General features: G+C 60.3%; 23 protein-coding genes and 1 pseudogene. 16 read left to right on the forward strand and 8 right to left on the reverse strand.

Annotated features, from left to right (window positions below):
- Positions 1 to 29: 29 nt before the first annotated feature.
- The 4 genes from QD461_RS15395 to modC all read left to right on the forward strand — a co-directional run bounded on the left by QD461_RS15395 (position 30) and on the right by modC (position 3976).
- Positions 30 to 611, forward strand: coding sequence for a nicotinate-nucleotide adenylyltransferase (locus tag QD461_RS15395; protein WP_246806311.1), 582 nt, complete (start codon positions 30 to 32; stop codon positions 609 to 611).
- Positions 612 to 1261: 650 nt separating this feature from the next.
- A complete protein-coding gene (gene modA / locus QD461_RS15400; RefSeq protein ID WP_414088495.1) occupies positions 1262 to 2053 on the forward strand; it encodes a molybdate ABC transporter substrate-binding protein in 792 nt (263 codons plus the stop codon).
- 151 nt (positions 2054 to 2204) lie between these two features.
- Positions 2205 to 2906, forward strand: coding sequence for a molybdate ABC transporter permease subunit (gene modB, locus QD461_RS15405; protein ID WP_414088496.1), 702 nt, complete (start codon positions 2205 to 2207; stop codon positions 2904 to 2906).
- Positions 2903 to 3976 carry a molybdenum ABC transporter ATP-binding protein gene (gene modC, locus QD461_RS15410; protein ID WP_414088497.1) on the forward strand — a complete coding sequence of 358 codons (1074 nt, stop codon included), beginning with the start codon at positions 2903 to 2905 and terminating at the stop codon, positions 3974 to 3976. Before modB ends, modC begins: the two co-directional genes overlap by 4 nt.
- A gap of 6 nt (positions 3977 to 3982) precedes the next feature.
- On the opposite strand, the gene QD461_RS15415 is transcribed toward modC, so the two are convergent.
- Positions 3983 to 4366: a winged helix-turn-helix domain-containing protein gene (locus QD461_RS15415; protein WP_414088498.1), complete on the reverse strand. Its 384-nt coding sequence runs from the start codon at positions 4364 to 4366 to the stop codon at positions 3983 to 3985.
- Positions 4367 to 4537: 171 nt separating this feature from the next.
- On the opposite strand from QD461_RS15415, the gene QD461_RS15420 reads away from it, so the two are divergent.
- The 7 genes and pseudogenes from QD461_RS15420 (at position 4538) to QD461_RS15450 (ending at position 10960) form a co-directional block, all read left to right on the forward strand.
- Entirely contained in the window at positions 4538 to 4837 is a 300-nt protein-coding gene (locus tag QD461_RS15420; RefSeq protein WP_414088499.1) for a DUF1330 domain-containing protein, read from the forward strand.
- Positions 4838 to 4999: 162 nt separating this feature from the next.
- A pseudogene (gene rsfS / locus QD461_RS15425) lies at positions 5000 to 5442 on the forward strand (ribosome silencing factor).
- A gap of 114 nt (positions 5443 to 5556) precedes the next feature.
- On the forward strand, positions 5557 to 6039 hold the full coding sequence (gene rlmH, locus QD461_RS15430; protein WP_414088500.1) for a 23S rRNA (pseudouridine(1915)-N(3))-methyltransferase RlmH: 483 nt from the start codon (positions 5557 to 5559) through the stop codon (positions 6037 to 6039).
- A gap of 188 nt (positions 6040 to 6227) precedes the next feature.
- Entirely contained in the window at positions 6228 to 7664 is a 1437-nt protein-coding gene (locus QD461_RS15435; protein ID WP_414088501.1) for a murein hydrolase activator EnvC family protein, read from the forward strand.
- Positions 7654 to 8982: a S41 family peptidase gene (locus tag QD461_RS15440; protein ID WP_414088502.1), complete on the forward strand. Its 1329-nt coding sequence runs from the start codon at positions 7654 to 7656 to the stop codon at positions 8980 to 8982. Before QD461_RS15435 ends, QD461_RS15440 begins: the two co-directional genes overlap by 11 nt.
- Positions 8983 to 9207: 225 nt before the next feature.
- Complete coding sequence (locus QD461_RS15445; protein ID WP_414088503.1) at positions 9208 to 10392, forward strand: divergent polysaccharide deacetylase family protein; 1185 nt, start codon at positions 9208 to 9210, stop codon at positions 10390 to 10392.
- A 16-nt stretch (positions 10393 to 10408) separates the two neighbouring features.
- A complete protein-coding gene (locus QD461_RS15450) occupies positions 10409 to 10960 on the forward strand; it encodes an RNA pyrophosphohydrolase (RefSeq protein WP_414088504.1) in 552 nt (183 codons plus the stop codon).
- Positions 10961 to 11010: 50 nt separating this feature from the next.
- On the opposite strand, the gene bfr is transcribed toward QD461_RS15450, so the two are convergent.
- The 5 genes from bfr to QD461_RS15475 form a co-directional block, all read right to left on the reverse strand.
- Positions 11011 to 11496, reverse strand: a complete 486-nt coding sequence (bfr, locus tag QD461_RS15455) for a bacterioferritin (protein WP_414088505.1) — start codon at positions 11494 to 11496, stop codon at positions 11011 to 11013.
- On the reverse strand, positions 11462 to 11773 hold the full coding sequence (locus QD461_RS15460) for a bacterioferritin-associated ferredoxin (protein WP_184704838.1): 312 nt from the start codon (positions 11771 to 11773) through the stop codon (positions 11462 to 11464). The genes bfr and QD461_RS15460 overlap by 35 nt, the downstream gene beginning before the upstream one ends.
- A gap of 141 nt (positions 11774 to 11914) precedes the next feature.
- Positions 11915 to 15382 carry an error-prone DNA polymerase gene (locus QD461_RS15465; protein WP_414088506.1) on the reverse strand — a complete coding sequence of 1156 codons (3468 nt, stop codon included), beginning with the start codon at positions 15380 to 15382 and terminating at the stop codon, positions 11915 to 11917.
- Positions 15379 to 16806 (reverse strand): Y-family DNA polymerase, encoded by a 1428-nt coding sequence (locus QD461_RS15470; protein WP_414088591.1) that lies wholly within the window; start codon positions 16804 to 16806, stop codon positions 15379 to 15381. Before QD461_RS15470 ends, QD461_RS15465 begins: the two co-directional genes overlap by 4 nt.
- A gap of 40 nt (positions 16807 to 16846) precedes the next feature.
- Complete coding sequence (locus QD461_RS15475) at positions 16847 to 17812, reverse strand: ImuA family protein (RefSeq protein WP_414088507.1); 966 nt, start codon at positions 17810 to 17812, stop codon at positions 16847 to 16849.
- A 163-nt stretch (positions 17813 to 17975) separates the two neighbouring features.
- Here QD461_RS15475 and QD461_RS15480 point away from each other — a divergent pair, with 163 nt between their 5' ends.
- Positions 17976 to 18413 (forward strand): metallopeptidase family protein, encoded by a 438-nt coding sequence (locus tag QD461_RS15480; RefSeq protein WP_414088508.1) that lies wholly within the window; start codon positions 17976 to 17978, stop codon positions 18411 to 18413.
- Between the two features lie 67 nt (positions 18414 to 18480).
- Here the strand turns inward: QD461_RS15480 and QD461_RS15485 are convergent, their stop codons facing one another.
- Positions 18481 to 18687 (reverse strand): DUF1737 domain-containing protein, encoded by a 207-nt coding sequence (locus tag QD461_RS15485; RefSeq protein ID WP_199149547.1) that lies wholly within the window; start codon positions 18685 to 18687, stop codon positions 18481 to 18483.
- Between the two features lie 20 nt (positions 18688 to 18707).
- Positions 18708 to 19622, reverse strand: coding sequence for an HpcH/HpaI aldolase/citrate lyase family protein (locus tag QD461_RS15490; RefSeq protein WP_414088509.1), 915 nt, complete (start codon positions 19620 to 19622; stop codon positions 18708 to 18710).
- A 111-nt stretch (positions 19623 to 19733) separates the two neighbouring features.
- Between QD461_RS15490 and QD461_RS15495 the strand changes: the two genes are divergently transcribed.
- From QD461_RS15495 to leuB, 4 genes are all read left to right on the forward strand, one after another.
- Positions 19734 to 19970 (forward strand): hypothetical protein, encoded by a 237-nt coding sequence (locus tag QD461_RS15495; RefSeq protein WP_414088510.1) that lies wholly within the window; start codon positions 19734 to 19736, stop codon positions 19968 to 19970.
- 193 nt (positions 19971 to 20163) lie between these two features.
- Positions 20164 to 20772 carry a 3-isopropylmalate dehydratase small subunit gene (gene leuD / locus QD461_RS15500; protein ID WP_400671119.1) on the forward strand — a complete coding sequence of 203 codons (609 nt, stop codon included), beginning with the start codon at positions 20164 to 20166 and terminating at the stop codon, positions 20770 to 20772.
- Positions 20773 to 20963: 191 nt separating this feature from the next.
- The gene (locus QD461_RS15505; RefSeq protein WP_414088511.1) at positions 20964 to 21782 is read left to right on the forward strand and encodes a sugar phosphate isomerase/epimerase family protein; all 819 of its coding nucleotides are present in this window, start codon (positions 20964 to 20966) and stop codon (positions 21780 to 21782) included.
- A 177-nt stretch (positions 21783 to 21959) separates the two neighbouring features.
- On the forward strand, positions 21960 to 23072 hold the full coding sequence (gene leuB, locus QD461_RS15510) for a 3-isopropylmalate dehydrogenase (protein ID WP_414088512.1): 1113 nt from the start codon (positions 21960 to 21962) through the stop codon (positions 23070 to 23072).
- The last annotated feature ends 23 nt before the right edge of the window (positions 23073 to 23095 follow it).

Raw genomic sequence — 23095 nt, forward strand, 5'->3', positions numbered from 1 at the left:
CGGAAGAGGTCGATCAACGCTATCTGCGCATGCCCCATGCCGAGCGCGGCATGGTGGTCGGTCTTTTCGGCGGCTCCTTTAACCCGCCGCATCGCGGCCATGCGCTCGTGGCCGAGATCGCTTTGCGCCGGCTCGGCCTCGACCAGCTCTGGTGGATGGTGACGCCAGGCAACCCGCTGAAGAGCCGCAATCATCTGGCGCCGCTTGCCGAGCGTATCGCGCTCAGCGAACAGATGCTTCACGATCCGCGCATCAAGGTGACGGCCTTCGAGCAGAGGCTGGGCATGAGCTATACGGCCAATACGCTCGCGCATGTGAAGGCGCGCAACAAGCATGTGCATTTCATCTGGATCATGGGCGCCGACAGCCTGAACACATTCCATCGCTGGCAGAAGTGGCAGGAAATCGCCCGCACCTTCCCGATCGCCGTCATCGACCGGCCAGGATCGACACTCTCCTATCTCTCGGCCAAGATGGCCAAAACCTTCCACTATGCCCGCGTCGACGAAGACGACGCCCGCGTGCTCTGGAAGAAGCGCGCACCAGCCTGGACCTTCATTCACGGGCCGCGCTCGGCGCTCAGCTCGACAGCCTTGCGCGCGGCGCAATAAAGCATTCTCAGGAAAAATGCGCGGCGATTTTCCGTCCGGAATGCGCAAAAACAAGAAGGCAGAGTTTTTCTGCGCTTCGAGGCAAAGCACTGTCTGACTGATTTTTCGGAAAGATCGGAAAAATAAAAAGCCCGACGCGGGAGGAGGATGCGTCGGGCTTTAAACCTGATCAGCAACTGGGAGGAGGAGAGTTGCCGATCCATATCGAACGGCATTGGGAGGAGGAGATCGCCGTTTCGATGCTTATGTTTTAGCAGATTTTACCGATTGATAAATGATTGATTGCGCAATGCAGCAATGCGAAAGACGCATGCCTTGAAAACATACTTGCCCAAAATTCGCTTCTTTTACCAGCTGCATGCCATCTGAGCTTCGATAGTGACACCATGCGCCTGACGAGAAAGTCCTAGAATCCGCGATTTATAACGTTACATCTCATTTCGTGAGCGTTCGCCAAACTTATGGGCGAATAAAGCCATGCATTTTCGCAATGCCCGATCGGATTTATATGCGTCGCAAAATAGAGAACCCATAAATTTCGTGGGGTTGGGCGACGATCAAGCGATATATTTTTCCAAACACATCCCTAGCCAAGCTTCGCGCGTCGTTATATCTCTCGAAACATGTCGACATCTTTGGGGAGAAATAAGATGGCTACCAGCCGACGCCAATGGATCAAGCTTGCAACCGCCGCACTGTCAGCCGCGTGGCTCGGGCTTTCGGTCACACCGACCTTTGCCGCCGACAAGATCGTGGTCTTCGCCGCTGCAAGCATGAAGAACGCGCTCGACAATGCCGATGCCGCCTTCACCAAGGAAACCGGCAAGGAAGTCACCGTCTCCTATGCCGCAAGCGGTCCGCTCGCCAAGCAGCTTGAAAATGGCGCACCGGCCGACATCTTCATTTCCGCCGACACCAACTGGATGGATTATGTCGCCGGCAAGAAGCTGATCAAGGACGACAGCCGCGTCAATCTTCTCGGCAACAAGCTCGTTCTCGTTGCCGCCAAGGACAAGGCCAAGCCGGTCGAGATCAAGCATGGCCTCGATCTGGCCGCCCTGCTCGGCGATGGCCGCCTGGCGATCGGCCAGCCGGAATCGGTTCCGGCCGGCAAATACGGCAAGACCGCGCTGGAAAAGCTCGGCATCTGGCCGTCTGTTGAAAAGAAGGTCGCCGGCGCCGAAAGCGTGCGCGCCGCACTCGCGCTGGTTTCGCGCGGCGAAGCGCCTTATGGCATCGTCTACCAGACCGACGTCTCCGCCGATCCGGGCGTTGCGGTCGTCGGCACCTTCCCAGCAGACAGCCATCCGCCGATCGTCTATCCGGTCGCCATCACTGCCAGCAGCAAGAACCCGGACGTGCAAGCCTATTTCGATTATCTGAAATCGGCTAAGGCTGTTCCCTTCTTCGAGCATGAGGGTTTCACGGTCCTGAAGCGATAAATATCATCGCTGGAGATCTTTTCGCATTTACGCAATTCCGGGCGAAAAACTGCTATGCACTTTTCCTGGAATCGCTCCAGGCATCCGGGATAGGGAAAGAACCCAGGCTCGCCGGTTCATGGCGAGCCTGATTTGTTTCAAGAGGCAGGATTTGGACGCATTAGGTTTGAGCAGCGACGAATGGACGGCCATTGAGCTGAGCCTGCGCGTTTCTGTCGTCGCCATGCTGGTGAGCCTGCCCTTCGGAATTGGCGCGGCATATCTGCTCGCGCGTGGCCGCTTCTGGGGCAAATCGATTCTCAACGGCTTCATTCACCTGCCGCTGATCCTGCCGCCCGTCGTCACCGGCTTCGTTCTTCTCGTTCTCTTCGGCCGTAAGGGACCGATCGGCGCGCTATTCGAACAATATCTAGGCCTCGTTTTCTCGTTTCGCTGGACAGGAGCCGCACTTGCCTGCGGTGTGATGGGCTTTCCACTGATGGTGAGAAGCATCCGTCTGTCTATCGAGGCCGTCGATCGCAAGCTGGAGGAAGCCGCGGGTACGCTGGGCGCCAGTCCCCTCTGGACCTTCGTGACTGTGACATTGCCGCTGATCCTGCCCGGCATCATCGCCGGCATGATCCTCTCCTTCGCCAAGGCCATGGGCGAGTTCGGCGCCACCATCACCTTCGTCTCCAATATTCCCGGCGAGACACAAACCTTGTCGTCCGCTATCTACACCTTCACCCAGGTTCCTGGCGGTGATGCCGGCGCCATGCGGCTCACCATCGTCGCCGTCATCATTTCCATGGCGGCCCTGCTCGCCTCGGAGTTCCTGGCCTATCTCGCCGGCCGGAGGGTGGATTTCGAATGACGCTCACGGTCGATATCCGCCACCGCCTCGGGGCATTCTCGCTGCAGGCCTCCTTTACCTCCGATGGCGGCGTGACGGCCCTTTTCGGACGCTCTGGCTCCGGCAAGACATCAATTGTTCGCATCATTGCCGGCCTCACCCGGCCTGATTACGGCTGCGTCAGCCTAAATGACACGGTGCTTGCCGATTCTGAGAAGCAGATCTTCATCCCCCGTCACCGCCGCCGCTTCGGCTACGTCTTTCAAGAGGCACGGCTATTCCCGCACCTCTCGGTGCGCCAGAACCTCAATTACGGCCGCTGGTTTGCCCCAAAAGGCGAACGAAACGAGAGCTTTGACGGCGTAGTGGATCTCCTCGGCATTGCCGCGCTACTCGATCGACGCCCGGCAAAACTCTCCGGCGGTGAGAAGCAGCGAGTCGCGATCGGCCGCGCCCTGCTTTCCTCTCCCCGCCTCCTACTGATGGATGAACCGCTTGCCGCACTGGACGAAGCACGAAAGGCGGAAATCCTTCCCTATCTCGAGCGGTTGCGCGACGAGACCAAGATCCCGATCATCTATGTCAGCCACTCGATCGCCGAAGTGGCGCGCCTGGCCAACCGCGTCGTCGTCATGCGCGACGGCAAGGTCGAGACGATCGGCGCCGCCGTCGATGTCTTCAGCCAGCTATCGGGACCGCTGGCCGCCGACCGTCGCGAAGCAGGCGTCCTGTTGGAAGGCCGCGTGGAATCGATGGACGAGCGACATCACCTGACAATCGTTACGTTGAAGACGGCAAAACTCTTCGTCCCGAGCCAGGCGGCGACTGTCGGCAAGACGGTGCGCGTCCATATTCCCGCCCGTGACGTCATGCTGGCGACAACACGGCCGGAGGGCCTGAGCGCGCTCAACATTCTCGATGGCACGGTGTGTGACATCGGCATCGCCGCCGATGGAACTGCGGAGGTCAAGGTCGATTGCGGCGGCGATATCGTAACGGCCCGCATCACGCAGTTTTCGGCCGAGCGGTTGGGATTGAAGACCGGCCTGCCGATCCATGCCGTTATCAAGACGGTGGCGCTGGAGCACTAGGACGGCTCAAGCCTTGTCAGGCAGCGCCTTCGCTGCGCTACGATTGGCCTCAAGCCAGTCCAGATCGTCGGCGATGGCAGTACGCAACATCGTTTCCATGCTGCGAAAACGCCGAAGCAATTCCTCCCCGAACGGCGTCAAAGCAGCGCCGCCGCCCTTCTGGCCGCCGCGTTGCGATTCTACGACGGGCTCCCGGAACATGTGGTTTAGTTCGCTGATGAGCATCCAGGCCCGCCGATAGGACATATCCATGGCGCGACCGGCAGCCGAAATCGAGCCGGTCTTCTGAATATGTTCCAAAAGTTCCATTTTGCCGCGCCCAAGCCGGTCTTGCCCCGAAAAGCTGATGCGGAGGATGGGCTTCAACGATGGCTGTGGGGCATCTGTCATGGCATCTACGGTGAGTTGGTCTGAATATTCTATACGCGTGCTTCGTCCGGCTGTACATGCTGACGGGAAATGGACAAGCGAAAGCTGCGGCCTATCTGAACTTCGATGCAAAAGCGTTTCGCGCACGGGCAAGGAATGCGCGAACCTTCACCTTGCAGGATTGGAGAGGCGATGCCGGCCTATATCATCTCCGATGTCACGATCAGGGATACCGAAGCCTTCCAGACCTACCGGACCCGCGCGGCCGCTTCCATCGCCCGACATGACGGACGCTATGTCGTTCGCGGCGACTCGATCGAACAATTGGAAGGCGATTGGTCGCCGCGGGCGATTGTGATCGTGGAGTTTCCGGATCTGGAACGTGCCAGAGCCTGGTATCGTTCGTCGGAATACACGCATGCTCTGGAAGCGCGCGATCGGGCACTTAGCCGCAACCTTATTCTGGTCGACGGGGTGGGCCAGCAAGGCTGAATTCGGCCTTCGGCGCAGATATTCACCTACATCTGGTGCAAAACTGCCCAAGTCGGCCACAAATCCTTGTCTTAGCCCCCTCAAGACCACGACTTGCGTCTTGAAACCTTTATACAATGATGCCTATCTTTGTAGCGTGATCGACTCAGATCGCGTATGTGCATGTTCTGTTACTCAAGGAAGGAAGAGCACTGACAACAGTACACGCCAAGGGAAGAACGCCCGTCGTTGTCCCGAAGAGCCCGGAACGTGGCGCCGATGCCGCTGCCCGCGCCCTGCAAGCCGTCCTCGTAAGCCTCGAGGACTCCAAGGCCGAAAATATCGTCACCATCGACATTGCTGGCAAATCCGCACTTGGAGACTACATGGTCGTCGTCTCCGGTCGCTCGAGCCGCCATGTCCTGGCGATTGCCGACCATCTTATGACCGATCTCAAAGACGAGGGCTTCGGCAATGCCCGCGTGGAGGGTCTGGATGGCGGTGACTGGGTGTTGATCGACACCGGCGACATCATCATTCATGTCTTCCGTCCCGAGATTCGCGAGTTCTACAACATCGAAAAGATGTGGGCAGCACCCGATCTCGATGAAGGCACGCTGCACTAACAACCTTACGGTCCTTTCCCGGCCCCGGTTGGCAGCTTTAGATAGCCGGACATGATCGCCCGGCAAGAGTTTTGTTTTGTGCCGCCATAATGACGGATATGCTTGGGAGCGGGAATGCGGATAGGTCTTTTTGCGGTGGGACGGCTGAAAGCCGGCCCTGAAAAGGATCTTGCGGCTCGCTATCTCGACCGTTTCGCCAAAGCCGGGCCGGCCATCGGCCTGGAAATGGCGCGCATGACCGAGGTTACCGAAAGCCGTGCTTCCAATAGCGAGACCCGCAAGCGCGAAGAGGCGGGCCTGCTGCAAAAGGCGCATCCGGAAGGCGGCGTCCTTATCCTCCTCGATGAACGCGGCAAGGCTTTGGACAGCGAAGCCTTCGCCGCCATGCTCGGCACGTTCCGCGATCAGGGCAAGCGCGATCTGACGATCGCGATCGGCGGCGCCGACGGTCTCGCCCCCTCCCTTTACGACAAAGCCGACATGACCATATGCCTCGGCAAGCTCACCTGGCCGCATCAGCTTGTGCGCATTCTTATTGCCGAACAGCTCTACCGCGCCGTGACCATCCTCTCCGGCCATCCCTACCACCGGGTGTGACTGCCAAACTCAACGTCGAAAACAGTTTGGCTTTCGGGCTTTTTGCGTTAACGAAACGCTCACACAGGCGTGTTTTGATTCCCGCCTCAAAAGTGACGATGCTTCCTGGATGATCGCGGCAAATGAGCTTATTTTCGCGCGATCCGAAGGGACCAGGCCGAACCGACTGGATGAGAAAAGCTCTGCCCATGCTCCCCCGCTTTCTGCTGCCTACCCTGGCGGCATGCCTGGGCGCGGGCATCTATGTCGCGGGGCCACTATCTCTCCGGGACATGGCCCTCGCGCAGGAAGCCGGCAGCGGGGCGGCACAAGCACCCGACGACCGCCCTTTGACCGGAGCATCGACGCCTGCGCAACCAGCTCCCGACCCTGCAGCCGAGCTTGCCCGCAAGCGGGATGAGACGCGCTCACAGCTCGAGCAATTGTCAAAGACGATCAATCTGTCCTCCGACAAGACCAAGGAACTGGAAGACAGCATTGCTTCGCTCGACAAGAGCACGGCAAGCCTTCGTCAGGCGCTGATCGACAGCGCTGCCCGCCGCAAGGACCTGGATCGCAAGATCCAGCAAAGCGAAAAGACGCTGACGGACCTGGCAATCAAGGAAGACAAGATCCGCGCCTCTCTGCACGAGCGCCGCGCGTTGCTCGCCGAAGTTCTGGGGGCGCTGGAGCGCATGGGCCGCAATCCGCCGCCGGCGCTGCTGGTGACGCCGGACGATGCACTCGCCTCAGTGCGCAGCGCCATCCTGCTCGGAGCCGTCGTGCCCGGAATGCGCAAGGAGACGGACCAGCTGATTGCCGACCTCACGAGCCTGAGCAAGTTGCATGCCGACACTGCAGCCGAAAAGGCCGGCCTTACCATCACCATGACCAACGGTCTGGAGGAGGAGCGGCGCATGGACCTGCTGATCGCAGAGAACGACAAGCACAGCAGGGAAAATTCAGCCCAGCTCGAGGCCGAGCGCAAGCGGGCGGAGGAGCTGGCAGGCCAGGCGACAAGCCTGGAGGGCCTCGTCGCCTCGCTCGAAAGCCAGATCGGCTCGGTTCGCGATGCCGCCGCCGCCGCCCGCGCGGAGGAAGCGCGGCGGGCACTGCTGACGGATCAGCAACGGGAGCAGGCAAAGGCACTGGCCGAGAGCGGCGTGCCCGATAAAAACCGCATTACCCCCGCATATGCCTTCACCGACCTTAAGAAGAAGTTGGAGCTGCCCGTGGCGGGCGATACTCTCCGCCAGTTCGGCGACGACGACGGCACGGGCCACACGGCGATGGGATTGACCATCGCGACAGGCCCTAATGCGCTCGTCACCGCTCCCGCCGATGGTACGGTCGTCTATGCCGGCGCGTTTCGCAGCTACGGCCAGATGATCATCCTGGATACGGGCGACGGCTATCACATGGTGCTGTCGGGCATGGACGCGATCAAGACACGCCCCGGCAGATTTGTCTTCGCCGGCGAGCCGCTCGCGGCGATGGGCCAGAAAAGAGTCGCGAGTGCGACCGCATTGGCGCTGGAAACGGACCGGCCAACGCTTTACATTGAATTCCGAAAAGATGGGAAGCCGGTCGATTCTCGACCGTGGTGGACCTCCAAAGACACTGGAAAGGCACGCAATGATACGTAGGGCTTCTCTTGTTCTCGTCGGCGCATTGATGGGTGCGACGGCGATGGGCGTTATCTACACGGCGGTGGCGCCGGCCGAAGCCGCGGGAACGTCCACCTACAAGGAATTGTCGATTTTCGGCGACGTCTTTGAACGCGTTCGCGCCCAGTATGTGACGCCGCCCCAGGAAGACAAGCTGATCGAAGCCGCCATCAATGGCATGCTGACGTCGCTCGACCCGCATTCCAGCTACATGAACGCCAAGGATGCCGAGGACATGCGCACCCAGACCAAGGGTGAATTCGGCGGTCTCGGCATCGAAGTCACGATGGACAACGATCTCGTCAAGGTCATCACCCCGATCGACGATACGCCCGCCGCCAAGGCCGGCGTCCTTGCTGGCGACTACATCACCGCCATCGACGGCCAGTCGGTCCGCGGCCTGAAGCTGGAAGATGCCGTCAACAAGATGAAGGGTGCGGTCAAAACCCCCGTCAAGTTGACCTTGATGCGCAAGGACGTCGATAAACCGATCGAGCTCACCATCGTTCGTGACGTGATCGCCATTGCTGCCGTCAAGTCGCGCGAGGAAGGCGGCAATGTCGGCTATATCCGCATCATCTCCTTCACGGAAAAGACGACACCGGATCTCGAAGCCGCTATCGCCAAGATCAAGAAGGATATCCCGGCCGACAAGCTCAAGGGCTATGTCCTCGACCTGCGCCTCAACCCCGGCGGTCTGCTCGACCAGGCAATCAATGTCGCCGACGACGTGCTGGAGCGTGGCGAGATCGTTTCGACTCGCGGCCGCAACCCGGACGAAACCCGCCGCTTCAACGCAACTCCCGGCGATCTGACGGACGGCAAGCCGATGATCGTGCTGATCAACGGCGGTTCGGCCTCGGCTTCGGAAATCGTTGCCGGCGCGCTTCAGGATCTGCGTCGCGCCACCGTGCTCGGCACGCAGTCCTTCGGCAAGGGCTCGGTCCAGACGATCATCCCGCTCGGCGACGGCAACGGCGCGCTTCGTCTGACGACGGCGCTCTACTACACGCCGTCGGGCCGCTCGATCCAGGGCACCGGCATCACCCCCGACATCAAGGTCGACCAGCCGCTGCCGGACGACCTGAAGGGCAAGCTGACGTCCGAAGGCGAATCCAGCCTGCCGGGCCACATCAAGGGCCAGAGCGAAACGGACAAGGGCTCCGGCTCTTCGGCCTACATACCGCCGGACCCGAAGGACGACATCCAGCTCAACTACGCGCTCGACCTGCTGCGCGGCAACAAGACCGATCCGGCCTTCCCGCCGAATCCGGAAAAGGCGGTTTCCTCCAAGTAAGGATAGGCGCCGGGCTGGAAACAGACCCGGCGCTTTCACTATGGGGAGAGCGGAACCCGCGTATCGTTCCGCTCTCCTTGATCGAACAAGCGCGGCTTGTTCTAAAATTGTTTCGATGATGTTTTGATAGTTTGAGCCTGGGCCAGGATTTTCCATTGCGGTAACCGCTGGAAAACGGAATGCTCGGAGCCGGAACAAATTCCCGCTTTGGGGTGGATACGGACTTTGGGAACGGATTTGCATGCACCGCTGGGACAGAACCGCGGCCCCGGCCGTCAGCGGAGACCCCCGCCCTTCGGGCGCATTCTCGGCGGCGTCTGTCTGATCACGATTGCCGGTTTCTCACTTTACTCAGCCCTGATGCGCGACGATCTCAAGAAAACCCAGCCGATCGAGACGGCCAAAAAGGAAGATGCAGCTCCGCCGGCCGACGCCAAGCCGGCCACCAACGGCACGAGCAGCCTGACACAGGTAGACCCGCAATCGGGAGCGAATACAACACGTGTCGTCAACGATGACGGCTCGGTCGTCACCATGTTCAGCCCGAGCAATCGTGACGGCAATGGACCGGTCCTGATCAACGCCAATCAGGTCGGCCAGGATCCCCGCATGGCGGCGACACCGAACGACAGCCTGCTGGAGGATTCCCCCTTCGGCAAGCTGCCGATCGTAGGTCCAAGCGGCTTGAGAGCGATGGATCAATATGCCCGACCCTGGTCCGGTGCCCGCGGTACGCGCGTCGCCATCGTCGTCAGCGGCCTCGGTCTCAGCCAGACGGGAACGCAGCGCGCCATCGAAAAACTGCCGGAAGAAATCACGCTCGCCTTCGCCGTCAGCGGTAACAGCCTACAGCGCTGGATGCAGGACGCACGGCGCGGCGGCCATGAAATCCTCATCCAGGTTCCCTTCGAGCCCTTCGATTATCCCGGCAACAATCCGGGACCGGACACGTTGCTGACATCGCTGTCTGCTACGAAGAATGTCGATAACCTGCACAAGGCGATGGGCAAGACTACGAACTATACCGGTATTATGAACTATCTCGGCGGTCGTTTCCTCGCCAACCCCGGCGCGATGGAGCCGGTGCTGCGCGACATCGGCAAACGCGGCCTGCTGTTCCTCGACGACGGCTCGTCGGCGCAGTCCAAGTCCGGAACGCTCGCCAAGACGCTGGAGGTGCCGCACGCCTTTGCCGACGTCCAGCTCGATGGTGAATTGCAGCAGGACGCGATCATGAGGAAGCTCGATGAGCTTGAGCGCATTGCTCGTCGCAACGGCTCGGCGATCGGCGTCGCTTCGGCTTTCGACGAGAGCGTCGACTCCATCAGCAAGTGGAGTGAAGAGGCCGCCATGCGCGGCATTGAAATCGTCGCGGTTTCGGCGCTTGCCAACGACCCGAAACGCCCCTGATTCATTGGAGATATAGATGAGCAAGCCGCAAACGCCCGCCCAAGCGTCCGTAAGAGCCGAAGACCTGCCCTATCGCCCCTGCGTCGGCATCATGATCCTGAACCAGGACGGCCTGGTCTGGGCCGGCCGACGCATCCCGGACGGCAATTCCGAATATGACGGCTCGCCGCAGCTCTGGCAGATGCCGCAGGGCGGCATAGACGATGGCGAAGACCCGCTAAAGGCGGCCTACCGCGAACTCTATGAAGAAACCGGCATGAAGACGGTGACGCTGCTGGCGGAAGCGAAGGAGTGGATCAATTACGATCTGCCACCGCAGCTGATTGGTATCGGCCTCAGAGGGAAATATCGCGGCCAGACCCAGCGCTGGTTTGCCTTCCGCTTCGATGGCGACGAAAGCGAAATCGCCATCAACCCGCCGCCGGGCAGCCATGAACCCGAATTCGATGCCTGGGAGTGGAAGCCGATGGCAACGCTGCCAGGGCTGATCGTTCCCTTCAAGCGCTCGGTCTACGACAAGGTCGTTGCCGAGTTCCAGCATCTGGCGGGCTTGAAGGCCGAAGACTGACGAAAAAGACCGGCCGCCGGGAAGGGCGGCCGGATCTGTGATGGCAACTATTATTCGGCGGAATCCGCGGAGTCGGCGTTGAGCTGGCCGTACTTGGCCTCGCCGATCTTTCCGAGAAGCTCAAGCTGGGTTTCCAGGAAGTCGATATGGCCTTCCTCGTCTGCCAGGAGTTCTTCGAACAGCTTCATCGAGATATAGTCGCCGGCATCGTGACAGATATCGCGTGACTTCTTGTAGGCGGTACGGGCATCGTATTCGCCGGCGAGATCGGCTTCCAGCACTTCCTTGACGTTCTGGCCAATGCGCAATGGCGCCAGCGTCTGCAGGTTCGGATGGCCTTCGAGGAAGATGATGCGTGCAACGAGACGGTCGGCGTGCTGCATCTCTTCGATGGATTCGGCACGCTCTTTCTTGGCGAGCTTGGTGTAGCCCCAGTCCTCAAGGAGCCGGTAGTGAACCCAATATTGGTTGACTGCGCCAAGCTCAAGGAACAGCGCTTCGTTAAGCCGCTCGATGACTTTTTTGTCGCCTTTCAATGTCCGCTCTCCTGTTTTCTTCGTGGAATTTCTTCAGGCGGGACATGAAATCAAATATTTCGGCTTCCGTCGAGTGGCGACGGGCGTGATAATCCTCGGTTGTCTTAATAATGATATCAACCACATTCGGGAAACAGCCGCAGCAGCGGCCGCGCTTCGACATGGCGTGATAGACTTTTGCCGGGACGATGAGCTGCCAACAGTCCTGATCGAGGAGTTCGGTGATGACCTCCCGGATTTCCTTGTCGGTGATGTAATTACAACTGCAAACCAGCATTCTTCGTCAGCCCGTCAAACATGACATCCGCTGTCTTGTTATCTGCTAAAGAAGACGCCCTTTGTCAAGAAAGAAACGATTCGTTTTGACCCCACCCAGGGGCAACCTGCCTTCCGCCCCTGAGAGACGAAAGGCGGATTCCTAATGAAAATTGCGACCCCGCGGCATGACTCTTGCGGTTTCCATACCATTGCTGCGGCCTTCCGCCTCTGCCGTAGCACCGGGCACAGGCGGCAATAAGACAGGTTTCTGCTTCTGCCTGTGATCCATGGTCGGACGCAGCGCTTCATCCGCGCGGTCGCTGACACCGAAGCGCCTTGCCTCACGTTGGAGAATGCCGAGCGCCGGCGTCATGTCCTCGATGTGATCGGCCACCACATGGATGACGCCGCTTTCGCTCTGCAGACGTCCGCGGATCTTCACCAGCCGCGCGCCCATGACGATGGCACGGTATTTCTCGAACTTCTTCGGCCAGACGATCGCATTGGCGACGCCGGTTTCGTCTTCCAGCGTCATGAAGATCACCCCATTGGCCGAGCCCGGCCGCTGGCGCACCAGCACCAGCCCGGCAACAGTCACCATCCGGCCACTGGCGATATTGGACAGATCCCAGTTTTGCGCGATGCCCTGCCGCGCGAAATCGCCACGCAGGAAGGAAACGGGATGCGCCTTCAGCGACAGCGACAGATAGCGGTAATCCTCGATGACCTGCTCGCCGGGCAGCATTTCAGGCAGCGTAACCGCCGGCTCGATCTGCAGCTCCGTATGATTGCTGAGATCGAAGAGGGGAAGCTTTTCGGCAGCACTGCCGGCATCGAGTGCCCGCACCGCCCATAACGCGGCGCGCCGGGTAAGCCCGATGGAGCCGAACGCATCCGCATCAGCCAGACGCTCGATCTGCGCCTTGGCAAGCCCGGAGCGCAGCCAGAGATCACGCACGGACCGATAGCCATCGCCGCGGCGCGTGACGAGAAGTTCTATCTCCTTATCCGACAGACCTTTGACCTGCCGGAAGCCGAGACGGACGGCACATTGCGTCTTGATATCGTCGCGCATCGACGCATGGCGCCGCTCGATCGCGCCCGGATCGAAACGCGCCTTCTCCAGCAGGCAATCCCAGCTCGAACGATTGACATCCACCGGCCGCACCTCGACGCCATGCTCGCGCGCATCGCGCACAAGCTGCGCCGGCGCATAAAAGCCCATCGGCTGGGCATTGAGGATCGCCGCACAGAAGACGTCGGGATAGTAAGTCTTGAGCCAGGAAGAGGCGTAAACGAGCAGCGCGAACGAAGCCGCATGGCTTTCAGGAAAGCCATATTCGCCGAAGCCCTTGATCTGCTCGAAACAGTTCCTGGCGAACTCGCGGTCATAGCCTTTCGCAACCATGCCCTCGACCATCTTCTCCTCGAAAGTGTGAATGGTCCCGGTCCGCTTGAAGGTCGCCATCGCCCGGCGCAACTTGTCAGCCTCTGCAGGCGTAAACCCTGCTGCCGTAATGGCGATTTGCATGGCCTGTTCCTGAAACAAGGGAACGCCCAGCGTTCGCTTCAGCACTTCCTTCAGCTCATCGCTCGGATAATCGAGCTCCTTTCCCGCTCGCTTGGCCTCCCGCCGTTTGAGATAGGGATGCACCATATTGCCCTGGATCGGACCGGGCCGGACGATCGCCACCTCGATGACTAGGTCGTAGAATTCGCGGGGCCGCAGACGCGGCAGCATGCTCATCTGTGCCCGGCTTTCGATCTGGAAGACGCCAATCGTATCGGCACGACAGATCATGTCATAGACCGGCTTGCCGTCGGGATAGTTGGCATAGCCAAGATCGGCGAGCTCCTTCTTCACATCGTAATGCAGCAGCAGCAGGTCGAAAGCCTTGGCGAGACAGGTCAGCATACCAAGTGCCAGAACATCGATCTTCAATATGTTGAGATTGTCGAGATCGTCCTTGTTCCACTCGATCATATAGCGGCCATCCAATGCCGTGTGCATGATCGGCACGACCTCATCCAGCCGATCCCGGGTGATGACGAAGCCGCCGACATGCTGGGTCAGATGCCGCGGAAATCCCATCAATGTCGAGGCATAGGACAGCACGTTCTTGGTTGTCTTGTCGGTGAGATCGAGGCCGGCAATCTTCGCCTCGCGCTCGGACAGGTCCTCTGTCGACCAACCCCAGACACCGCTTGCAAGAGCCGACTGCACATCTTCCGACAGGCCAAAGGCCTTGGCCACTTCGCGCCCGGCCGAGCGCGCCCGATAACTGGTGACGGCCGCTGTCAGCCCTGCATGTTCGATATGGTAGTGGTCATAGATAAACTGGATGACCTCTTCGCGCTTCTCATGTTCGAAATCGACATCAATATCTGGCGGCTCCTCGCGCTCCGTCGAGATGAAACGCTCGAACAAAAGCGACGTGATTTTCGGATTGACCTCCGTGATCTTGAGGCAATAGCAGACCAGGGAGTTCGCAGCGGAACCGCGCCCCTGACACAGGATATTTCTGCTGCGAGCATATTCCATGATGCGACGCACCGTCAGGAAATAGGGCTCATATTGCTTTTCGCGGATAAGAGCGAGTTCATCATTGATCTGCGTGATGATCTTTTCGGGAATCTCATCCGGAAAACGTGACCTGGCGCCCTCCCATGTCAGTCGCTCCAGCGTTTCCGAAGCGGTTTCGCCTTTGGTGCTTTCATCGGGATAGTTATGTTTGAGCTCATCCAGCGAGAAAGACAGCCGGCTAAAAAACTTCTGCGTATTAGCTATCGCCTTCGGATAATCCCGGAACAACCGCGCCATCTCCGCAGCATCTTTCATATAGCGTTCAGCATTGGTCGCCAGTTTGAAACCAGCCTCTGCAATCGGCACATGTCCGCGGATCGACACGACGATATCGGCAAGCGGCTTGCGCTCAGTGGCGTGATAGAGCGGCTGGTTGCTGGCAATCAGCCGCACGCCGTTGCGCAATGCGATGATGGAGAGCGTGGCGAAGACCAGCCGATCCCGGCCGTCATAGGCCGGCGACAGGACCATATGGAGCTTGCGGCCGAAACGGGCCCACAATCGCGCCAGGCACTGTTCCAGCTTTGCCTGTCCTTCCGGCGTCTCGACGCTCTCCGCATCGGGAACGAGCGCCAGCATCATCTCGTCACCCCATTGCACGAGGTCGCTTTCATGGAGAATGCAGGTGCCTTTCTCGCCGCGCAGATTACCGGCGCTCAGCAACCGGCAGAGATGTGCCCAACCCTTGCGGTTCTGCGGATAGGCAAGAATATCGGGCGTGCCGTCCGAAAACACCAGGCGGGCGCCAGGCTGGAAACGAACCGGCTTCAGGAACGGCTCTTCCGGCTTCCCTCGGGCTCGAAGCAGAAGATTTTCCTTAATGGCGTCTTCATATTTCGCCTGGAGAAGCTTGGTATGCGCATGCGCCTTGACCACGCCCGCAACCGAATTGCGGTCGGCAATTCCAAAGCCGGGCAGTTTCAAGAAGGCGGCCTGTACCACTATCTCTTCAGGATGCGAGGCCCCCTCGAGAAAGGAGAAGTTCGTTCTCACCCCGATCTCGCAGAAGGGCACGGGTTCATGAAAGCTCGGGCGCGCGTTCATGCAAAGACCCCATGCATATACCAATCCGGCGCCGTTCCGCCCCGGCCATAAAGCCCCTTGCGGAACAGCCAGAAGCGATGACCTTCTTCATCCTCGATCTGGAAATAGTCGCGGGCGGGCTCCTCTTTTTCCTCAAGCCACCATTCCGCCGAGAGCCGTTCCGGCCCCTCCGCCCGCTGCACCCGGTGCATGACGCGCCGCCAACGGAATTGCCGGGGAGGGCCGTCAGGCACTTCGGCAGCGACGGTTTCGACCAGTTCCGGTGTGCGAAATAGCCGCAACGGCCGCTCGCCGCGAGAAAAGCCGTGGCCGGCATGATCGCTGCCCGTCCGTCTATGAGCGGCAAGCACATGAATGGCCGGCACCAGCCGGGAGGCCCGCTCGGGAACATGGCTCTGCCTTAGCTCGAACCCCTGGATGCAATCCGGTCCCAGCCGGGCGGCCACCCGATCGACAAAGGCGGCAAGCGAGCTATCCTGCCGGCCTTCGCCGACGAAATCGCCCTGCGTTGCATCGAAGGCCGCATGCTGCAGCACGTTGAGACGGACGATTTCGAAGCCATAGCCGACATCAAGATCGTCATGAATAGCAGTGAAGCGCTCCGTGAACAGGCTGGCGATCCGCCGTGGCTCCCGCAGCGGCTGCGATGCGCCGGCGGCAATGCGGAAGACTGCGCCATCGACCCGGAAGAGCAGAAGCTCGAAGGAACGGCCGCCGACGCCGCGCGCCTCAAGCCCCGGTTTCAGTGCTTCGGCAAGCTGCCGGGCAAGCTCCAGAAGATCCGCTTCCGCCTGCACCGGCTCGGCCAGCCGGCGCTCGGCCGACAATTGCGCGACCGGGCGACGCGGCGAGATCGGCTCTTCGACGAGACCGACGGCCTGATCGAGCCGCAACAGCAACTGCGCGCCGAAGCGGCGGGCAAGCGGCGCACGCGGCGCAGCCAAGAGATCGCCCGTCTGTTTCAGGCCCATCTTCTGCAACGCGGCAATAGTTTCTTCGCCGAGCCTTAAGGAAGCCACCGGCAGCGGCGCCAGGGCCTCCTCCATGGCTTCGGGAGGAACGACACGGCTGTCGTCGAAGCGAGCCACTGCCCAGGACAGGCCCGGCGCAGAGGAAATCGCGCCGCGCACGTCGAGCCCCAAACGGGAAATCCGGATCAGGACATCTTCGAGCAGCGCCTCTTCGCCGCCGAAAAGATGAGCACAGCCGGTAATATCGAGAAACAGGCCATCCTTGCCATCGATCGCCACCAGCGGCGTATAGCGGTCGCACCAGTCGGCGATCGCTTCCAAAAGCTTGCGATCCGCCATCGGATCTTCCTCGACGACATCGAGGGTAGGGCAGATCGCTCTCGCCTCAGCCACGCCCTGGCCCGGCTTCAGACCGATCATCTCCGCCCGCTCATTGAGCGCGGTCAGCCGCATGGCATTATTGAGCTTGCCGGCACAGACCAGCGGCGGTGTTTCAAGCCTGCCTGTCGAACGCCAGGACAGACCCCAGCGCTTGCGCGCGATGCGATCGGTCGGCAGATGCGGAAAGGTCAGCGCCAGAATGCGCTGCGTGTTCGCCGGGAAAGGCAGGGTGCTGAACGTCGGAGACAGGGGCAAAGCGGCGGTCATGGGCATTCCACTCCAGAGTTATGGAAAGAGGCGCCGGGTTGCGGCTCTTTTCCAAGGTCAGACGAAAAACCGGGTGACCGATGCTGCCGCCAAGCACCGATCCATCCGGCAGGGGCCGCGCCTGCGCCGGCGCGGGGTCGACGGAAAAGCGGAAGAGGGCACTGCTCGCCTCCTCCTCGCCTCCCTGTCGTAACAGAAACAAGGGCCGCCCCGCCGCCTTGGCCCTTAGCGCCAGCCGCCGGCTCTCGGTCAGACCGAAACGGGCCGGATTGCCGCGCACTTCAAGAATGACGACGGCAAAGGCCGCACTGCCAAGGGCCGCCTCCGCCAGCCAGAGCGCTTCCTCCAGCTTGCGTGGTGAAGCCTGCAGGAAGGCCGCCGGCTCCAACCCGAAATCTCTGAGACCGATGGCATAGGGCAAGCCCGCTTCCATCGTGGCGACCGTGTCGCCGATCCACAGGATCGGAGAGATGGCCGCGTCTGCGCTTGGCGCCTGCGCATGCAGCCGCGCGGCGAGCGCAAGGGTAAAGCCGCTGGCCGGCCCGGCATCGCGCAGGCCGAGCGAGCGGATTTCCGTCAGCGCATCAAGCGGCAGGCCACCCTGCATCGCAGCGTCGAGATCCTCGACCCCGGTCGCAAGAACCGGTAGCTCGGGCAGGGGCTTCGCAAGACCTGTCGACCGTGTAGCCGGCTTGTCCGCCAGCCTTTCATGCGCCGCCGCAGCCAGCGCCGGGATCGGCCTGCCTTCCAGTCTGGCAATGGTTTCACGCAGGGCAAAAAGCGTTTCCCGCGCCACGGCAGCCTCGGCCATGACGTTCACTCCATATCGGTAATGTTCCTGTTATGTTCTTATGGATTCCAGAGCTTGGTAAAAGAGTCAACACCATTTCATAAGAAAATATTCCTTTGCCGTAATCCGCTCTCGTAAAAGCTGCGCAAAGTCTCTATATGACCAGCCAAGGAAGGAAGCATTCATGGCTCGCATTGACCAGGGCGAGGATTGGCGGGACCGCCACGCGCCCTCAATCAGCACATTCGAATCTCTGGCTATGGAGGCTTACAGCCACCTACCGGACGAATTTCGCTCGCTCACCGGCAACCTCATCATTCTCATCGAGGATTTTCCCGATGACGAGGTCTTCGAGGATATGGCGCTGGAAACCCCCTTCGACCTACTCGGCCTTTTCGAGGGCCGCGGCATCTCAGAGCGTTTCACCGCCCAGACCGGGGATATGCCGAACAAGATCCGCCTCTACCGCCGGCCGATCATCGATTACTGGGCTGAAAACGAGGAAACCCTCGGCGACATCATCACCCATGTCCTGATCCACGAAATCGGCCACCATTTCGGCCTCAGCGACGAGGACATGGAGCGCATCGAGGAGAGCGCCGAGGAAGCGACGGATCGGTAATATCGGCCCTGACCGCAAGACGGTCAGGGAAAGGCATCAAACCTTCGATAAAGCAATCACTTCCGGATCATTGCTCGGAAAGCTTCATCTCCGGCTCGTAATCCTTACCGGCAACTTCCTTAACGACAGCCTGACCGCACTGCATCTGGCCCGACGCGGCATTGAAGGCATAGGTCGGCGAGCCTGACAGCTCCCAGCCCTTGTTCAACGCCGCGGTTACCTTATGGCAGAAGGAAGCGTCGTCGGGGCCGGTGAGGAAGCGGTAGAGTTTCATCAAGGCATCTTTCTTGTTTTTCAGTCAGACGTCGGTGCGAGGCGCTGTTCGATCAGGCGAGCTTTATGGACGAGTCTCTCCGCCTGGACAAGGTGCAGCCGCTCCACCATCCGCCCGCCGAGGTTCACGACGTTGAGAGTTTCGGCACCCGGTTCGGCAAAGGCTGATATGATGGCCTCGGCCTCGGCAATGGCGGCTTCATCGGGGCCGAAATACCGGTTGGCCGCTTCGATCTGGTTCGGATGGATCAGCATCTTGCCGGCAAAGCCCATGCCGCGGCCCTGGCCGCATTCGGCCTCGAATTCCCCGGCATTCTTGAAGTCATTGAAAACGCTGTCGATAACCTCGAGCCCATAGGCGCTGACGGCCAGCACTACCTGCATCAGCCAGGGCACAAGATAGCTGCGCCCGGGTTGCGGCAGGACGCCCGTTTCCTTCCTGAGGTCGTTCAGGCCGACGACGAAACAATCAAGCCGGCTGCCGGCCGTGCGCCCTGCCTCGGCGATCGCGGCCGCATTCAGGATGCCGCGCGGCGTCTCGATCATCGCCCATATGCGTAAATCTTCCGGCGCATCGGCTTCCGCAAGCCGGTCGCTGACGCCGGTCACGTCCTGCGGCTCGTCCACCTTCGGCAGCAGCACCGCATCCGGCTCCAGCTCCACGACCAGCGCCAGGTCGTCAGCACCGAAATTGGAGGAAAGCGCATTGATGCGGATGATCCGCTCCCTGGCCGGCAGCGGTGTCGCAGCGAAAAAGGCCCGCAAGTTCTCACGCGCCTCCGCCTTCTTTTCCGGCGAGACGGAATCCTCAAGATCGAAGATGACGGCATCGCAATCGAGGCTCGAAAGCTTGTCCAGCGCGCGCCGATTGATGGCGGGAACGCTCAAGACCGAACGGCGCAGGCGGGCAGGACGGGAAGGGGAAAATTCGCTCATAGTGCCGTTTTGCCGCGCTTTTAATCGGCAGGCAAGTCAACAAAAAGCCATGCTCCTCTTGCAGATGACAGAGATGAGGACCACATTGCTGTGAGTAGAGAGGTCTCGACCATGCAAAATATCCGTTCCGTGTTCATCGCGCTTGCCGGTATCACCGTCTTCGCCGCTATGGCGCTGTTCACTGTTTCGCTGACGCTCGCTGTCGGTGGTATCCTGACCGTGCTCATGGCCGCCCGCGCGATTTCGCTACGCATGAAGCCGGCACCGGTGCATGCCAAGTCGAAGACGAACAGCCAGCGCGAAATGCGCATCTGGAACGACGGTCGCGGCACGATCATCGATCTCTGAGGTCGAAGACAGGGCAGAGCGGCCTGTTATGCCTGCCGCCGAACCTGTTTGCCCGATTAAGGCCTGTCCTGCCGGGTTGGCGCGGCCAAAGCGTCACGTTTTAGAGCACATCCAAGATTCTCCTTCATTTCGGGCCGGATTTGCTCTATTGGCAGGATAATTCGTGCTTAGACGAGAATGAAGGCAGGACCCAATGGACAAGTTCGTGAAGTTGACCGGCGTCGCAGCGCCCCTCCCGGTCGTCAATGTCGATACCGACATGATCATCCCGAAGGATTATCTGAAGACCATCAAGCGCACTGGCCTCGGCAAAGGGCTCTTCGCTGAAGCCCGCTACAACGAAGATGGTTCGCCGAACGAAGATTTCGTGCTGAACAAGCCGGCCTATCAGAACGCCAAGATCCTCGTCGCCGGCGACAATTTCGGCTGCGGCTCCTCGCGCGAGCATGCTCCGTGGGCGCTGCTCGATTTCGGCATCCGTTGCGTCATATCCACAAGCTTCGCCGACATCTTCTACAACAACTGCTTCAAGAACGGCATTCTGCCGATCAAGGTCAGTCAGGAAGATCTCGACAAGCTGATGGACGATGCCTCGCGCGGCTCCAATGCCATCCTGACGATCGATCTGGAAAACCTCGAAATCACCGGCCCGGACGGCGGCTCGCTGAAGTTCGAACTCGACGAGTTCAAGCGTCACTGCCTGCTGAACGGCCTCGACGATATCGGCCTGACGCTGGAAAAATCCTCCGCGATCAATGATTTCGAAAAGACGAATGCCGCATCGCGCCCCTGGGCCGCCTGATCGGTTTATCACTATCTTTTGCGTTTCAAAGCCGGGCCTTGCTGCCCGGCTTTTTTGTTTTTAGTCTTTTGAAAAGACGCACCTTTTCACCCGCTGTAATATGTTCGACAAGAAGCAGGTCCATATAGGCCTGCCGAGGCCTTCGGGCCTCTCTCCCATCCTAATTCCTCTCCACGCAATGGAGCCTTTCCATGACCTCCCTTCCTATTGTCGGCGCCGCCATGACGCTTGACGACGTCGAAACCCATCGCAACTGGCTGCTCGAAAAGCCGCGCGATCTGGAGCTGCAGAACTTCGTCGAAGCCGAAATCCTCAACGGCGACTGGGCTCCGCTTGCCGAGCGTGCCGGCAAGCTGCTCGACGGCCATCAGGGACGCCTCGGCATCCACGGCCCGTTCTGGGGCTTCATCATCGCCTCGCAGGATCCCGACATCCGCGCCGTCGTTTCCAAGCGCCTGCTGCAGGCACTCGACGTCTGCGCCAATATCGGCGCCACGCAGATGGTCATCCATAGCCCCTATACCTCGTGGTCCTACAACAACCTCGACAACAACAAGGGCGAGCGCGAGAGGATCATCGAATATACGCATCAGACGCTGAAGGAAGCCGTCAAACGTGCCGAAGACATCGGGCTCACCATGGTCATCGAGAATATCGAGGACAAGGATCCCCATATCCGCGTCGGCCTCGCCGACAGCTTCAATTCACCTGCCGTCGCGGTTTCGATCGACACGGGCCATGCCCATTATGCCCATGGCTATACAGGCGCTCCGCCGGTCGACTATTACGTCCACGCCGCCGGCAACCGCTTGCAGCATATCCATCTGCAGGATGCGGACGGCTATGCCGACCGTCACTGGAGCCTCGGCGAAGGCAACATCCATTGGCGTGCCGTCTTTGCCGCCCTTGCCAAGCTCGACAGCAACCCGCGTCTGATCATCGAGATCAAGGACAAGTCGAAGATCCCGGCATCGGCTGCCTACCTCGCTTCGCTCGGACTGGCCGAGTAAGCGGACCAACGACCTGCCCTCGTGGTGAGGCGGCTTGCAGGACCGCTTCGAACCACGAGGGTCGGCCGGCTGCCGCCAAAAGCCCGAAAACCGTACCGTTTCGGCCCCTTCCTCGCTTGAAAAGCCGCATTTGCAGGTCTAAAAACCCCGCAACTTTTTCTTTTGCGGAGGCTTCCCATGACAGTGCGCAATCTCTTCCTTCTGCCGGGCGACGGTATCGGCCCCGAGGCCATGGGCGAAGTCCGCAAGATCATCGCCTATATGAACGAGGCTAAGAATACCGGCTTCGTTACGGATGAAGGCTTGGTCGGCGGTTGCGCCTATGATGCGCATGGCGTCGCCATCTCCGAAGAAGACATGGGCAAGGCGCTTGCGGCCGACGCCGTACTCTTCGGCGCCGTCGGCGGTCCGAAGTGGGATGCAGTTCCTTATGAAGTGCGCCCGGAAGCCGGCCTGCTACGCCTGCGCAAGGATCTCAAGCTGTTCGCCAACCTGCGCCCGGCCATCTGCTATCCGGCACTCGCGTCCGCCTCCTCGCTGAAGCCGGAACTGGTCGACGGCCTCGACATCCTCATCATCCGCGAACTCACCGGCGGCGTCTACTTCGGCGAGCCGAAGGAAATCATCGACCTCGGCAACGGCCAGAAGCGCGGCATCGACACCCAGGTCTACGACACCTACGAAATCGAGCGCATTGCCGGCGTCGCCTTCGAACTGGCGCGCACCCGCAACAACCGCGTCTGCTCGATGGAGAAGCGCAACGTCATGAAGTCTGGCGTGCTCTGGAACCAGGTCGTCACCGCCACGCATAAGGAAAAATATGCCGACGTGCAGCTTGAGCACATGCTCGCTGACGCCGGCGGCATGCAGCTCGTGCGCCAGCCTAAGCAGTTCGACGTCATCGTCACGGACAACCTCTTCGGCGACATGCTGTCCGACGTTGCGGCCATGCTCACCGGCTCGCTCGGCATGCTGCCATCGGCTTCGCTCGGCGCGCCCGACGCCAAGACCGGCAAGCGCAAGGCACTCTATGAGCCCGTGCATGGCTCGGCACCTGATATCGCCGGCAAGGGCATCGCCAACCCGATCGCCATGATCGCCTCCTTTGCCATGTGCCTGCGCTACTCCTTCGGCATGGTTGCCGAAGCCGATGCGCTGGAAAAGGCAATCGCCAACGTGCTCGACAGCGGCATCCGTACCGGCGACATCATGTCGGCTGGCAGCCGCCAGGTCGGCACCGCCGAAATGGGCGACGCCATCCTCGCCGAGTTCAAGGCCCTGTCAGCATAATCTCCGGCATAAATCGCCTGCTA

Origin of the sequence: Rhizobium sp. BR 314 (genome assembly GCF_047445805.1) — a bacterium.
In the GTDB taxonomy this organism is placed as follows: domain Bacteria; phylum Pseudomonadota; class Alphaproteobacteria; order Rhizobiales; family Rhizobiaceae; genus Rhizobium; species Rhizobium lusitanum_B.